Raw genomic sequence first — 13,469 nt, 5'->3', positions numbered from 1 at the left:
AGCAGTAGTGGTGGAGCCAAACGGGATCGAACCGTTGACCTCCTGCGTGCAAGGCAGGCGCTCTCCCAGCTGAGCTATGGCCCCGTATTTCTACAGGCGTTTCCCACACAAAATTGGTGGGTCTGGGCAGATTCGAACTGCCGACCTCACCCTTATCAGGGGTGCGCTCTAACCAACTGAGCTACAGACCCAATTTCGGGCTGCTTCTTTCGTCTTCTTCAATGAATCAAGCAATTCGTGTGGGAGCTCATGAAGCAGCTGATGTCGTCGATTAAGGAGGTGATCCAGCCGCAGGTTCCCCTACGGCTACCTTGTTACGACTTCACCCCAGTCATGAATCACACCGTGGTAACCGTCCTCCCGAAGGTTAGACTAGCTACTTCTGGTGCAACCCACTCCCATGGTGTGACGGGCGGTGTGTACAAGGCCCGGGAACGTATTCACCGTGACATTCTGATTCACGATTACTAGCGATTCCGACTTCACGCAGTCGAGTTGCAGACTGCGATCCGGACTACGATCGGTTTTATGGGATTAGCTCCACCTCGCGGCTTGGCAACCCTTTGTACCGACCATTGTAGCACGTGTGTAGCCCAGGCCGTAAGGGCCATGATGACTTGACGTCATCCCCACCTTCCTCCGGTTTGTCACCGGCAGTCTCCTTAGAGTGCCCACCATAACGTGCTGGTAACTAAGGACAAGGGTTGCGCTCGTTACGGGACTTAACCCAACATCTCACGACACGAGCTGACGACAGCCATGCAGCACCTGTCTCAATGTTCCCGAAGGCACCAATCCATCTCTGGAAAGTTCATTGGATGTCAAGGCCTGGTAAGGTTCTTCGCGTTGCTTCGAATTAAACCACATGCTCCACCGCTTGTGCGGGCCCCCGTCAATTCATTTGAGTTTTAACCTTGCGGCCGTACTCCCCAGGCGGTCAACTTAATGCGTTAGCTGCGCCACTAAGAGCTCAAGGCTCCCAACGGCTAGTTGACATCGTTTACGGCGTGGACTACCAGGGTATCTAATCCTGTTTGCTCCCCACGCTTTCGCACCTCAGTGTCAGTATCAGTCCAGGTGGTCGCCTTCGCCACTGGTGTTCCTTCCTATATCTACGCATTTCACCGCTACACAGGAAATTCCACCACCCTCTACCATACTCTAGCTTGTCAGTTTTGAATGCAGTTCCCAGGTTGAGCCCGGGGATTTCACATCCAACTTAACAAACCACCTACGCGCGCTTTACGCCCAGTAATTCCGATTAACGCTTGCACCCTCTGTATTACCGCGGCTGCTGGCACAGAGTTAGCCGGTGCTTATTCTGTCGGTAACGTCAAAACAGCAACGTATTAAGTTACTGCCCTTCCTCCCAACTTAAAGTGCTTTACAATCCGAAGACCTTCTTCACACACGCGGCATGGCTGGATCAGGCTTTCGCCCATTGTCCAATATTCCCCACTGCTGCCTCCCGTAGGAGTCTGGACCGTGTCTCAGTTCCAGTGTGACTGATCATCCTCTCAGACCAGTTACGGATCGTCGCCTTGGTGAGCCATTACCTCACCAACTAGCTAATCCGACCTAGGCTCATCTGATAGCGCAAGGCCCGAAGGTCCCCTGCTTTCTCCCGTAGGACGTATGCGGTATTAGCGTTCCTTTCGAAACGTTGTCCCCCACTACCAGGCAGATTCCTAGGCATTACTCACCCGTCCGCCGCTGAATCCAGGAGCAAGCTCCTCTCATCCGCTCGACTTGCATGTGTTAGGCCTGCCGCCAGCGTTCAATCTGAGCCATGATCAAACTCTTCAGTTCAAACATCTTTGGGTTTTTAAGAAACCCTAAACTTGGCTCAGCAATCGTTGGTTACATCTTTGATTTCTCGCGGAGTAACTTGTGATGCTGATAATCTTTTTGACTATCAGTCTGACTCCACAAGCACCCACACGAATTGCTTGATTCAGTTGTTAAAGAGCGATTGGTTAAGATCTTTCGTCTCAACCGAGGTGCGCATTCTACAGCAGCCTCATTTGCTGTCAAGTGATTATTTTCAGAAGTTTTCGAAGAATTCTTCAACAACTTCAACCACTTGCGCTTCCGATCTCTCGTCAGCGGGAGGCGAATTCTACAGCGTTAATCGCTGCTGTCAACACCTCTTTTTCAACTTCTTTTCGGCTTCGATAAACTGAAGCAACTGCTGCCGAAACCTGCATAACTCATTGAATCTCAAGGAGTTTTCCGTTTCGACTGCGCCGGAAGTGGGGCGAATTATAGGCCTCCAGAATCTGTCGTCAACCGTTAATTTCGCTTTTTGTCGAAACGCTGGAAAAGCCTGCTTATATATAGACGCGCCCGCCATGAATGCGCAGTATATTGCCCAACGCCTATAACAATACCCAGCTCTTACTTTGGACGATGCCCTGCAATGAATGACCAACCCCGCTCCCTCGCCTCAATGCTGTTTCCGGTTGGCCTGCTATTAATAGCCATGGCATCGATCCAGTCCGGCGCGTCGCTGGCCAAAAGCATGTTCCCGGTTGTTGGCGCTCAAGGGACAACCACCCTGCGCTTGATCTTCGCCAGTGTGATCATGCTGTTATTGCTGCGCCCGTGGCGAGCAAAGCTGACAGCCAAGTCATTGCGCACAGTGATCGTCTACGGCATGGCGCTGGGCGGAATGAACTTCCTCTTCTATATGTCATTGCGCACGGTGCCTCTGGGTATCGCCGTTGCCCTCGAATTCACTGGGCCCTTGGCTGTAGCCATCTATGCATCTCGTCGCGCCATCGACTTTCTATGGATCGGCCTGGCTGCGACCGGACTACTGCTATTGATACCGACTGGAGCGACAACCGCCGGAATCGATTTGGTCGGCGCCGGTTACGCTTTGGGAGCCGGTGTCTGTTGGGCGCTATATATTCTGTTCGGGCAAAAGGCCGGCGCTGATAACGGCGTTACCACCGCAGCGCTGGGTGTGATGATCGCGGCGTTGTTTGTCGCACCCATTGGCATTGTCCATGCTGGTGCCGCTCTACTGACGCCCTCACTGATCCCGGTGGCCATCGGCGTCGCCATCCTCTCCACTGCCCTTCCCTACACTCTGGAAATGGTCGCGCTAACGCGTATTCCCGCGCGCACCTTCGGCACGTTGATGAGCATCGAGCCCGCATTCGGAGCGCTGTCGGGCCTGCTGTTTCTGCAGGAATACCTCACGCTGTCACAATGGATGGCGATCCTGTGCATTATTCTGGCTTCCGTCGGTGCGACCATGACCATGGGCAGCGCCGCCAAGCCTGCCATTGCGGCAGATTGAAACAGGATTTGACGAAGGTCTGGCAATTGGCGCTCATATAGGCCATGTTTAGATCCGTAACCCAATGCCAGACATGGATTTTTTCGGACAGGGATTTCAAAACGCTTAGAGCGCAGGCGAATACAGGCAGACCCGAGCGTCAGACTCGCGGCGGCTATAAGGACGGTAATGAAACGAATTTTGATACTGATCGCCGTACTCGCAATCGCGGGCTGCGCGGCGACCTCGAAAACCCAGGTAAAGCACGGCAAAAAAGGTCTGCACATCAACTGTTCGGGGCTCTCGTCCTCTTGGGACAAGTGCTATACCAGCGCAGCCAACTCCTGCGCTCCGAAAGGCTACAAGGTCATCGCCAAGTCGGGGGACACCGTGGAAGAGCCTGGCGATTACCCATTCGGTCTCAATCCCGCCGGTTACACCAGCCGCAGCATGATCGTCATCTGCAAATAGATCACGGCAAACTGGCGATCTGGCGACCAATCTCGTCATGACTGGACTTCAGCACCGTTCGCTGAATGTCCGGCGTGGCCAGCATCCGCGCCACCACCAGTGCTCCAACGCACTGCGACAGAACCGACCACGCCAGGCTGTCGCTCTCCAGTATCCGCGCCCAGCTCTCTTGAAGCCGACAGATCCACAGCTCGGCCTGCTCACGAACCTGAATATCCGAACGGGCGATTTCCGCACCTAACGCCGGCAGGGCACAACCGGATTCAGGCTGTTCAACGTGAGCCATGCTCAAATAGTGCTTGAGACAGCGTTCCAGCCGCTCGCGATCCTGCTCGCCCTGCCCGCCCAATCGCGTCAGGCTTTGCCCCAACTCTCGTTCGACGATGGCGGTGAACAGCGCATCTTTCGACGAAAAGTGGCTGTAAAACGCTGCACCGCTCAGCCCAATGGCTTTCATCAAACCATCGACGCCAACCGTGGAAAATCCGTTTCGTTTGGCCGACAGCGCGCTGCTCTGCAATAGCTTTTCACGGGTTTCCAGCTTGTGACTGGCGGAATAACGCATGTGTTGATCCTCGAATTGGCCGCCTTGACGTTGATCGGATCCTAGCATAACGTTCGTTCACTTAACGATCGTTTACTAAAGGGGTACACCCATGAATAACAAGAAGGTCGTATTGGTGGTTGGCGCGGGCGATGCGACGGGAGGAGCGATTGCCAAACGCTTTGCCAAAGAAGGATTCGTTGCCTGCATCACCCGGCGCAGCGCCGATAAATTGCAGCCGTTGGTGGAGGCGATTCAGGCCGAGGGCGGCGAAGCCCACGGTTTTGCCTGCGATGCGCGTAAGGAAGAAGACGTCATTGCCCTGATCGAAGACATCGAAACCCGCCTCGGCCCGATTGAAGCGTTTGTCTTCAACATCGGCGCCAATGTGCCCTGCAGCATCCTCGAAGAAACCGCTCGCAAGTATTTCAAGATTTGGGAAATGGCTTGTTTCTCGGGCTTTCTCAATGCCCGTGAGGTGGCCAAACGCATGGTCACCCGTAAACGCGGCACCATTCTTTTCACCGGAGCCACTGCCGGATTGCGTGGTGCGTCGGGTTTCGCGGCGTTCGCCGGAGCCAAACACGGCATCCGGGCCTTGGCGCAAAGCATGGCGCGTGAGTTGGGGCCGATGAACATTCACGTTGCCCATGTCGTGGTCGATGGTGCTATCGATACTGACTTTATCCGCACCAGTTTCCCTGAGAAGTACGCCACCAAGGATCAGGACGGTATTCTCAACCCCGAACACATCGCCGAAAATTACTGGTACCTGCACAGCCAGCCACGGGATGCCTGGACCTTCGAACTCGATCTGCGCCCCTGGAACGAACGCTGGTAATCCCACCCCCCATAACAATAAATAGCGAGCAGCGACGATGACCAAAACCGTGGAGTTCTACTTCGACCTCGGCAGCCCTGCCACTTACCTGGCCTACACCCAACTGCCGAAAATCTGTGCCGATACCGGCAGCAAGCTGATCTACATTCCGATGTTGCTCGGTGGTGTATTCAAGGCAACCGGCAACGCTTCACCGGCAATGATTCCGGCCAAAGGTCGATATATGTTTCAGGATCTCGATCGCTATGCCAAACGCTATGGCGTGCCCCTCAAGTTCAACCCGCACTTCCCGATCAACACGCTAATACTGATGCGTGCCGTCACCGGCATACAGCTACGCCAGCCGGAACGCTTTCAAACGTTTATCGACGGTTTGTTCAGAGCGTTGTGGGTAGAGGGTCGAAGCCTGGACGAACCGGCTACGGTCGCCGCCGTATTGAGCGAACACGGCTTTGATCCCGATGAAGTCCTGGCGCTGAGCAACGACGAAACCGTCAAGGCTGCACTGAAAGACAATACCGAAACAGCCGTTAAACGTGGCGTTTTCGGTGCCCCGACCATGTTTATCGGCAATCAGATGTTCTTCGGCCAGGATCGTCTCGACTTCGTCGAGGAAGCATTGCGTCAGGGTTAGATCGATCAGCTTACTCAGGCGCTGAATTCAGCGCCTGAGTTCAGGATTATCAAATCGCCGCAGTACGCGTGTTCAACCATTCCAGCGCCGTACCCTCGAGCAACGGGCTCAAGCGCTCGCGCACTTCTGCGTGGTAAGCGTTGAACCACTGTTTCTCTTCCTGAGTCAGCAACGACGGCACCAGGCATCGTGTATCGATCGGGCACAGGGTCAAGGTTTCGAATTTGAGGAATTCGCCAAACTCGCTGCTACCTGCCACCTGGTTCATCGCCAGGTTCTCGATGCGTACGCCCCAACGACCCGGACGATAAGTGCCCGGCTCGATGGACGTGATCATCCCCGGTTGCATCGCGGTTTGCGGTGCTGCCGCTGCTTGGTAGGCAATCACCTGCGGGCCTTCGTGAACGTTGAGGAAATAACCCACGCCGTGACCGGTGCCATGACCGTAATCGACGCTTTCAGCCCAGATCGGCGCGCGCGCGATAGCGTCAAGCAACGGCGACAGAATGCCTTTCGGGAACTGTGCCCGCGACAGTGCAATCACGCCTTTCAATACGCGCGTGCAGTCGCGCTTTTGCTCTTCAGTCGGCGTGCCGACTGGCACCATTCGCGTGATATCGGTAGTGCCACCCAGGTACTGACCACCGGAGTCGATCAACAGCAGGCCATCCCCTTCGATCAACGCATGCTCTTCTTCGGTCGCGTGATAGTGCGGCATCGCGCCATTGGCGTTGAATGCAGCAATAGTGTTGAAACTCAGCGAAACATAATCCGGACGACGCTCACGGGCAGCGGTGAGTTTTTCGTCGATGGTCAGCTCGGTAATGCGTTCGCGACCCCAGGCCGACTCCAGCCAGGCGAAAAATTCGCAGAGTGCCGCACCGTCCTGCTCCATGGCTTTACGGATGTGCTGGGCGTCAGCTTCACTTTTTTGCGATTTGGCCAGCGTGGTCGGGTTCAGCCCTTCGATCAGTTTCACCCCGCTGTCGAGGTTATCCAGCAGACCACTGGTCACCCGCGCCGGATCCACCAGCAGGCTTGCACCGCTCGGCACGGCGCGCAAAGCGTCGGACACTTCGCTGTAATCACGCAACGTTACGCCGTCTTTCTCCAGCACTGCCCGCAATTCAGCGTCAACCTTGCTCAACGCCACGAACAGCGTGGCTTGCTGTTGATTGATCAACGCAAAGGAAACAAACACCGGGTTGAACGACACGTCACCGCCACGCAGGTTAAACAACCACGCGATGTCGTCGAGGGTCGCGATGAAGTGCCAATCGGCGCCGCGCTCCTGCAATGTCTCGCGCAGTTTTACGAGCTTCTCGCGGCGACTGACAGTCGCTTGCGGTGGCAGATGCTGATAGATCGGCGCATTCGGCAGGCTTGGGCGATCGCTCCAGACTTCCTTGAGCAGATCGATATCGGTACGCAGACATGCGCCACGTGCTTCGAGCTTGCTGCCCAGCGTGCGGGCGGAAGCCACCGCCATCACCGCGCCATCGACGGCAACCACGCCACCCTCAGGTGTTTGTTCAGCCAGCCAGTCCAGCGGGCTCGGCTGACCCGGTTGCAGTTTGACCAGCTCGATCCCGCTGCCCTTGAGTTCCTTGGTCGCCTGTTCCCAATAACGACTGTCAGCCCAGACACCGGCGAAATCGCCAGTAACAATCAAAGTCCCGACCGAGCCATGGAAACCCGAGAGCCACTGCCGGCCTTGCCAGTAACCCGGCAGGTATTCCGACAAATGCGGGTCGGCGGACGGCACCAACAGCGCATGAATGCCTTCGCGGCGCATCAGTTCACGGGTGTGCGCCAGGCGCTGGGGAACCGATCCTTCGGTCAAAGTCTGGGTACTCATCATGTCTCCTGCCAATCACTTCATCGTTATTGTTCGTCACCGGAACAACCGGCGCGTTAAAGCCCTGTCGCCCAGAATGCCGGGGCACTGGCGCAGGCGGTCTTGATCAGTTGTGCGGCCTTGTCGATATCTTCGGCGCTGGTGAAGCGGCCGAGGCTCAAGCGAATGGTACGCCCGGCCAGATGCGCATCATGCCCCAGGGCCAACAGCACGTGCGACGGTGTGTTGCTCGCGGAGTTGCATGCCGAGGTCGCCGAAAATGCGATCGAATGGCTCAAAGCCGCACTGTTGAATTCGCCCTCGCTGAAGGTCAGGCTCAAGGTATGCGGAATACGCTGAGTGGCACTGCCGTTGAGGCGCACGCCCGGCAGGCTCAGCAGTTGTTCGAGCAAGCGCTCGCGCAACGCGACAATGGTTTTTTTCTCGTCATCGAATGACGCAGCGGCCACGGCAAATGCGGCGCCCATCGCGGCGATCTGGTGGGTCGCCAGGGTGCCCGAGCGCAAACCGCTTTCGTGCCCGCCGCCGTGAATCTGCGCTTGCACGCGTTGCTGTGCCCGTGGGCCAACGTATAGCGCGCCGATACCTTTGGGGCCATAGAGTTTGTGCGCCGAGAACGACATCAGATCGACCGGCCACTGCGCCAGATCAATCGCGACTTTGCCGGCGCCCTGCGCCGCGTCGACATGAAACAACGCCTCGCGTGCGCGGACGATTTCACCGATGGCCGGGATATCGTTGACGGTGCCGAGTTCGTTGTTGACCAGCATCAGCGAGACCAGAAAGGTGTCGTCACGCATGGCTTCGCTGACCGCTTGCGGGGTGATCAAGCCATCGGCGTCCGGCACCAGATAGGTCACGGCAATGCCGCTGTCCTGCAACTGGCGGGCGGTATCGAGAATGGCTTTATGTTCGATCTGGCTGGTAATGATGTGGCCGCCGGGCACACCGCGCGCCTGGGCGACGCCTTTGAGGGCGAGGTTGTTGGACTCGGTGGCACCGGAGGTCCAGACGATCTGTTCGGCTTGGGCGCCAACCAGTTCGGCGACTTGCCGGCGGGCCTGCTCGACCGTTTGCCGGGCTTGCTGGCCGAACGCGTGGGAGCTGGAGGCCGGGTTGCCGAAATTACCGTGGAACCCCAGACATTCGATCATCACCTGGATGACCCGCTCGTCCACCGGGGTGGTGGCGGCGTAATCGAAATACAACGGACGTAAATTCATAAAAGACTCGCAGAGCGTGTTCCGGGATCAGGAGGCTCGTGTCTGCAAACGGCACTGCGCAGCCTTGTGAGCTGCGCGTCGGTTCGAGAGCGTCATCAATACCTGATCGGATGCCGTTAAAGAAGAACAACTTCATTTAAAAGTGCGTAGGAACGCTCCTGAAGCCGAGCTTAACAGGCATCGGGCCGGCGGTTGAAGCAGTGCGTCAGCTAAAGCTTTCGAGAAGTAGCGGGTACAACGAAATCACCAGCAATGCCGCCATGCCCCAGTTGAACACACGCAGCCAGCGTGGATCTTTCAGAACATTACGCAGCAGCGTGCCGCACGCCGCCCAGATTCCGACGCTCGGCAGGTTGATGATGGCGAACACCGCGGCAATCACCAGCACATTGGTGAAGTAGCCCTGCATCGGCGTATAGGTGCTGATGGCACCAATGGCCATGATCCACGCCTTCGGATTGACCCATTGGAACGCCGCAGCGCCCAGGTAGCTGATCGGTTTGGCTTCGCCTGCGACGTTGTCACCGACGGGTCCCGAGTGAGCAATTTTCCACGCCAGATACAGCAAGTAGGCCGCGCCGACATAGCGCAGAACCGTGTAGAGGATCGGATAGGTTTGAAACACTGCGCCCAAGCCGAAGCCCACGGCCACCACCAGTATGAAGAAGCCACAGGTGATGCCAAGCATGTGCGGAATGGTGCGGTTGAAACCGAAATTGACCCCCGATGCCAACAACATGGTGTTGTTCGGCCCCGGCGTAATCGAGGTGACAAGGGCAAACAGGGCAAAGCCCAGCAGCAGATCTAGCGAGAGGGTCATGGTGGGTAGTCCATCAGGGTCATTCAGGTGTTGACCCTACCCCACGCAACCCGGCAAACCCACGGACAGTTGGGTAAAACTTCCAGCAGTACAGTTTGTTTTAGCTAGGACGACCGTGCAGCTGTACGGCACGTTCCGCGCTCATTTCAGCTCGCTTGTCGAACTGCGACTGGCCGAGCAATTGGGCTTTTTTCGCGTGGTATTCGTCAAAGGACAAACCGCTGCGGTTCAGCGCTTCCATTGCCAATTCCCGGGATTCTTCTGCGGTGTAGGGCCGCAATTCCGGAGAGACATGGCTGGCACAACCGGCGAGTACGGAAACAGCGAGCATCAGGGAAACAGTCAGTAAGCGATTCATGGGGAGCGTCCTGGCGAGCAATGTGGGTCGATGGACAAAGGCTACGCCCGGCCACGCTCGCGCAGAAATCAACGCTTTCAATAGTGGCTATCAGTGAATCAGCACTGTCGGCTCATATCTCCTAATGATCTATAAATATCGATTAACGTTCTTTTACGGAATAACAATCAACCTTTATAAATCCCTCCATGCACTCGCAAGTGTTGCCTCAGCAACTGTTGGTCAGCCAACAGCTGTTCAACAAAACGCGCTGAAAATCACACAGTCGAGTCTCACCAGAACGCTCAACGCCCCGTAACACGGGCCTTGCAGGAATTGGTACAGCGCTTGCTCAAGCCAGGTGACTCACTCACTGCTCGCTGAGCAACTGTTGAAAACAAGGAATTGATCATGTCGCGTCCCCTGAAAGTCGTCGCCCTGTCCGGCGGCACCTGGCGTCCATCGCGCACCCTGGTGCTGACCCAGGCCTTGCTGAGCGAATTGGCCGAACATTTGCCAATCGAAAGCCATCTGATCGAACTCGGCGACATTGCCCGTCCACTCGGTGGAGCCCTTTCGCGTCAGGAACTGAGTACGGAAGTCGAAGCCGAGTTGCAAGCGATTGAACAGGCCGACCTGCTGATCGTCGCCGCGCCGGTTTATCGCGGTTCCTATCCGGGCCTGCTCAAGCATCTGTTCGACCTGATCGACCTCAATGCGCTGATCGATACCCCGGTGTTGTTGGCGGCCACCGGCGGCAGCGAACGCCATGCGCTGGTGCTCGATCACCAGTTGCGCCCGCTGTTGAGTTTCTTCCAGGCCGTGACGCTGCCGATCGGCGTGTACGCCACCGAAGCCGATTTCGCCAATTACCAGATCACCAGCGAACCGCTGAAGGCGCGCATCCGTCTGGCCGCCGAACGCGCCGCGCCGCTGTTCGCGACACAAATCAAACCGTTGCTGAAGATCGCTTAAGGAGCTGTTCATGGATGTTTTCTGGTTCCTGCCGACCCACGGCGACGGCCACTATCTGGGCACCACCCAAGGCGCGCGTCCGGTCACGCTCAACTACTTGAAACAAGTTGCGCAAGCCGCGGACAGCCTCGGTTACCACGGCGTGCTGATTCCCACCGGGCGCTCCTGCGAGGACTCATGGGTGATCGCCTCGGCGCTGGTGCCGTTGACTGAACGCCTGCGTTATCTGGTGGCGATTCGTCCGGGGATCATCTCGCCGACGGTCTCGGCGCGCATGGCGGCAACGCTGGATCGACTGTCCAACGGGCGCTTGCTGATCAACGTGGTGACTGGCGGCGATCCGGACGAGAACCGCGGCGACGGCAGCTTCCTCAACCACAGCGAGCGCTACGAAGTCACCGACGAATTCCTCAAGATCTGGCGTCGGGTGTTGCAAGGCGAGGCGGTGGATTTCGACGGCAAGCACCTGAAGGTGCAAAACGCCAAGGCGTTGTACCCACCGGTGCAGAAGCCCTATCCACCGCTGTACTTCGGCGGCTCGTCCGATGCGGCGCATGACCTGGCAGCCGAGCAGGTCGACGTTTACCTGACCTGGGGTGAACCGCCCGCCGCCGTCGCCGAGAAACTTGCCGATGTGCGTGAACGTGCGGCGCGCCATGGGCGCAGGGTCAAGTTCGGTATTCGCTTGCATGTGATCGTCCGCGAGACCGCCGAAGAGGCATGGAAAGCGGCGGACAAACTGATCGAGCACATCAGCGATGAAACCATTGCTGCGGCGCAGAAATCCTTCTCGCGTTTCGATTCCGAAGGCCAGCGTCGCATGGCGGCATTGCACGATGGCCGCCGCGACAACCTGGAAATAGCCCCGAACCTGTGGGCCGGCGTCGGCCTGGTGCGTGGTGGCGCCGGCACCGCGCTGGTCGGCGATCCGCAGCAAGTCGCGGCGCGGATCAAGGAGTACGCGGACCTCGGCATCGAGAGCTTCATCTTCTCTGGTTATCCGCATCTGGAAGAGGCTTATCGATTTGCCGAACTGGTGTTCCCACTTCTGCCGGAGCCGTACGCGAGCCTGGCCGGACGCGGCGTGACCAACCTCACCGGGCCGTTTGGCGAAATGATTGCCAACGACGTACTTCCCGCCAAAACCACGGCTTGAACCAATCCCCTGTAGGAGCTGCCGCAGGCTGCGATCTTTTGATCTTGTTTTTTACAACGTCAAAGTCAAAAGATCGCAGCCTGCGGCAGCTCCTACAGGGCGGTTTTACAGAATCAGGAGTGTTGGTGTGACCGCCAAACCGCAAAGTACCTTGCTGTCTCCCTTGCAGACTGCCCGTCAACTGGCTGCCGAATTTGCCCTGACCGCCGTCGAACGCGATGAGCGCGGTGGCACCCCGAAAGCCCAGCGCGATGCCCTGCGTGACAGCGGCCTGCTGGCCCTGAGCATTCCCACCCGCTACGGCGGTCTCGGCGCGAGCTGGAGTGAAACCCTGCAGGTCGTGCGCGAGTTCGCCAAGGTCGACAGTTCCATCGCCCACGTCTTCGGTTTTCATCACCTGATGCTCGCCACCGTGCGCCTGTTTTCGCGCACCGAGCAATGGCAGCCGTGGTTCGAACAGACCGCTCGCCAGAACTGGTTCTGGGGCAACGCCCTGAATCCGCTGGACACCCGTACGGTGGTCAAGGACTTCGGTGGCTGGCGCGAGTTTTCCGGCAAGAAAAGCTTTTGCTCCGGCGCCACCGACTCGCAAATGCTGATCGCTTCGGCAGTGGATGAAAGTGCTGGCGGCAAATTGCTCATCGCCGCAATCCCCACGGGTCGCAGTGGCATCACGTTACATGAGGACTGGAACAACATCGGCCAGCGCCAGACCGACAGCGGCAGCGCCACCTTCGAACGAGTACGGGTCGAAGAGTCGGAATTGCTCCTTGATCCCGGCCCGTTAAGCACGCCGTTCGCGTGCCTGCGCCCGTTGATCGCGCAGCTGACCTTCAGCCATATGTTTCTCGGGATTGCCGAAGGTGCTTTCGAAGAAGCGCGAAATTACACGCTGAGCGAAACCCGCCTCTGGCACAAATCCACCGCACGGGAGGTGCGTGAAGATCCTTACGTACTCGCGCATTACGGTGAGTTCTGGGTTGCGCTGGAAGGCATTCGCCTGCTGGTCGAGCGCGCCGCGACATTGCTTGATCAAGCATGGGCCAAGGGGCCGAACCTCAGCGCCGAAGAACGCGGACATCTGGCCACCGCGATTGCCACCGCCAAAGTTGCCACCAGCCGTCAGGGTCTGGACATCTGTAGCCGATTGTTCGAGGTCACCGGCGCACGCTCGACCCACGCCTCGCTGCGTCTCGACCGCCACTGGCGCAACCTGCGCACACAAACCCTGCACGACCCGCTGGATTACAAGCTCCATGAACTGGGCGACTGGGCGCTGAATCAGGCGCTGCCGGTGCCGACCTTCTATTCCTGACCTGCCTGC

The 13,469-nt window shown here is 57.6% G+C and carries 12 protein-coding genes, 2 tRNA genes and 1 rRNA gene; 7 read left to right on the top strand and 8 right to left on the bottom strand.

Annotated features, from left to right (window positions below; genetic code table 11):
* Positions 1 to 8: 8 nt before the first annotated feature.
* The 3 genes from JFT86_RS16105 to JFT86_RS16095 all read right to left on the bottom strand — a co-directional run bounded on the left by JFT86_RS16105 (position 9) and on the right by JFT86_RS16095 (position 1,809).
* Positions 9 to 84: transfer RNA gene (locus JFT86_RS16105), tRNA-Ala, on the bottom strand.
* 30 nt (positions 85 to 114) lie between these two features.
* Positions 115 to 191 (bottom strand) — tRNA-Ile (locus JFT86_RS16100).
* Between the two features lie 81 nt (positions 192 to 272).
* A 16S ribosomal RNA gene (locus JFT86_RS16095) occupies positions 273 to 1,809 on the bottom strand.
* Positions 1,810 to 2,419: 610 nt separating this feature from the next.
* Here JFT86_RS16095 and rhtA point away from each other — a divergent pair.
* Both rhtA and JFT86_RS16085 read left to right on the top strand, forming a co-directional pair.
* Positions 2,420 to 3,307 (top strand): threonine/homoserine exporter RhtA, encoded by an 888-nt coding sequence (gene rhtA / locus JFT86_RS16090; RefSeq protein ID WP_201237427.1) that lies wholly within the window; start codon positions 2,420 to 2,422, stop codon positions 3,305 to 3,307.
* A 168-nt stretch (positions 3,308 to 3,475) separates the two neighbouring features.
* Positions 3,476 to 3,757, top strand: a complete 282-nt coding sequence (locus JFT86_RS16085; protein ID WP_123466364.1) for a hypothetical protein — start codon at positions 3,476 to 3,478, stop codon at positions 3,755 to 3,757.
* 1 nt (position 3,758) lies between these two features.
* Here JFT86_RS16085 and JFT86_RS16080 read toward each other — a convergent pair whose 3' ends face one another.
* Positions 3,759 to 4,322 carry a TetR/AcrR family transcriptional regulator gene (locus tag JFT86_RS16080; RefSeq protein WP_201237426.1) on the bottom strand — a complete coding sequence of 188 codons (564 nt, stop codon included), beginning with the start codon at positions 4,320 to 4,322 and terminating at the stop codon, positions 3,759 to 3,761.
* Positions 4,323 to 4,413: 91 nt separating this feature from the next.
* On the opposite strand from JFT86_RS16080, the gene JFT86_RS16075 reads away from it, so the two are divergent.
* Positions 4,414 to 5,142: an SDR family oxidoreductase gene (locus JFT86_RS16075; protein ID WP_201237425.1), complete on the top strand. Its 729-nt coding sequence runs from the start codon at positions 4,414 to 4,416 to the stop codon at positions 5,140 to 5,142.
* 37 nt (positions 5,143 to 5,179) lie between these two features.
* Positions 5,180 to 5,776, top strand: a complete 597-nt coding sequence (locus JFT86_RS16070; protein WP_201237424.1) for a 2-hydroxychromene-2-carboxylate isomerase — start codon at positions 5,180 to 5,182, stop codon at positions 5,774 to 5,776.
* Between the two features lie 49 nt (positions 5,777 to 5,825).
* Here the strand turns inward: JFT86_RS16070 and JFT86_RS16065 are convergent, their stop codons facing one another.
* The 4 genes from JFT86_RS16065 to JFT86_RS16050 all read right to left on the bottom strand — a co-directional run bounded on the left by JFT86_RS16065 (position 5,826) and on the right by JFT86_RS16050 (position 10,035).
* Entirely contained in the window at positions 5,826 to 7,634 is a 1,809-nt protein-coding gene (locus tag JFT86_RS16065) for an aminopeptidase P family protein (protein WP_201237423.1), read from the bottom strand.
* Positions 7,635 to 7,690: 56 nt separating this feature from the next.
* Positions 7,691 to 8,857, bottom strand: coding sequence for an aminotransferase class V-fold PLP-dependent enzyme (locus JFT86_RS16060; RefSeq protein WP_201237422.1), 1,167 nt, complete (start codon positions 8,855 to 8,857; stop codon positions 7,691 to 7,693).
* A gap of 205 nt (positions 8,858 to 9,062) precedes the next feature.
* On the bottom strand, positions 9,063 to 9,677 hold the full coding sequence (locus JFT86_RS16055) for a LysE family translocator (protein WP_201237421.1): 615 nt from the start codon (positions 9,675 to 9,677) through the stop codon (positions 9,063 to 9,065).
* A 100-nt stretch (positions 9,678 to 9,777) separates the two neighbouring features.
* Positions 9,778 to 10,035 (bottom strand): hypothetical protein, encoded by a 258-nt coding sequence (locus JFT86_RS16050; protein WP_201237420.1) that lies wholly within the window; start codon positions 10,033 to 10,035, stop codon positions 9,778 to 9,780.
* A 390-nt stretch (positions 10,036 to 10,425) separates the two neighbouring features.
* Between JFT86_RS16050 and msuE the strand changes: the two genes are divergently transcribed.
* The 3 genes from msuE to JFT86_RS16035 all read left to right on the top strand — a co-directional run bounded on the left by msuE (position 10,426) and on the right by JFT86_RS16035 (position 13,460).
* On the top strand, positions 10,426 to 10,989 hold the full coding sequence (gene msuE, locus JFT86_RS16045) for an FMN reductase (RefSeq protein WP_201237419.1): 564 nt from the start codon (positions 10,426 to 10,428) through the stop codon (positions 10,987 to 10,989).
* A 10-nt stretch (positions 10,990 to 10,999) separates the two neighbouring features.
* Positions 11,000 to 12,145 (top strand): FMNH2-dependent alkanesulfonate monooxygenase, encoded by a 1,146-nt coding sequence (gene ssuD / locus JFT86_RS16040; protein ID WP_201237418.1) that lies wholly within the window; start codon positions 11,000 to 11,002, stop codon positions 12,143 to 12,145.
* A gap of 127 nt (positions 12,146 to 12,272) precedes the next feature.
* On the top strand, positions 12,273 to 13,460 hold the full coding sequence (locus JFT86_RS16035; RefSeq protein WP_201237417.1) for an acyl-CoA dehydrogenase family protein: 1,188 nt from the start codon (positions 12,273 to 12,275) through the stop codon (positions 13,458 to 13,460).
* Positions 13,461 to 13,469: the final 9 nt, after the last annotated feature.

The sequence above is a fragment of the Pseudomonas sp. TH06 genome (assembly GCF_016651305.1).
GTDB lineage: Bacteria > Pseudomonadota > Gammaproteobacteria > Pseudomonadales > Pseudomonadaceae > Aquipseudomonas.
The sequence above is the reverse complement of the archived record's forward strand: the minus strand, read 5'-3'. Positions and strand labels throughout refer to the sequence as shown.

What these genes read in the sequence shown, in the direction of transcription:
- rhtA (WP_201237427.1), top strand. Translation starts at nt 2,420, where the DNA reads ATGAATGACCAACCCCGCTCCCTCGCCTCAATGCTGTTTCCGGTTGGC.
- JFT86_RS16085 (WP_123466364.1), top strand. Translation starts at nt 3,476, where the DNA reads ATGAAACGAATTTTGATACTGATCGCCGTACTCGCAATCGCGGGCTGC.
- JFT86_RS16080 (WP_201237426.1), bottom strand. Translation starts at nt 4,322, where the DNA reads ATGCGTTATTCCGCCAGTCACAAGCTGGAAACCCGTGAAAAGCTATTG.
- JFT86_RS16075 (WP_201237425.1), top strand. Translation starts at nt 4,414, where the DNA reads ATGAATAACAAGAAGGTCGTATTGGTGGTTGGCGCGGGCGATGCGACG.
- JFT86_RS16070 (WP_201237424.1), top strand. Translation starts at nt 5,180, where the DNA reads ATGACCAAAACCGTGGAGTTCTACTTCGACCTCGGCAGCCCTGCCACT.
- JFT86_RS16065 (WP_201237423.1), bottom strand. Translation starts at nt 7,634, where the DNA reads ATGAGTACCCAGACTTTGACCGAAGGATCGGTTCCCCAGCGCCTGGCG.
- JFT86_RS16060 (WP_201237422.1), bottom strand. Translation starts at nt 8,857, where the DNA reads ATGAATTTACGTCCGTTGTATTTCGATTACGCCGCCACCACCCCGGTG.
- JFT86_RS16055 (WP_201237421.1), bottom strand. Translation starts at nt 9,677, where the DNA reads ATGACCCTCTCGCTAGATCTGCTGCTGGGCTTTGCCCTGTTTGCCCTT.
- JFT86_RS16050 (WP_201237420.1), bottom strand. Translation starts at nt 10,035, where the DNA reads ATGAATCGCTTACTGACTGTTTCCCTGATGCTCGCTGTTTCCGTACTC.
- msuE (WP_201237419.1), top strand. Translation starts at nt 10,426, where the DNA reads ATGTCGCGTCCCCTGAAAGTCGTCGCCCTGTCCGGCGGCACCTGGCGT.
- ssuD (WP_201237418.1), top strand. Translation starts at nt 11,000, where the DNA reads ATGGATGTTTTCTGGTTCCTGCCGACCCACGGCGACGGCCACTATCTG.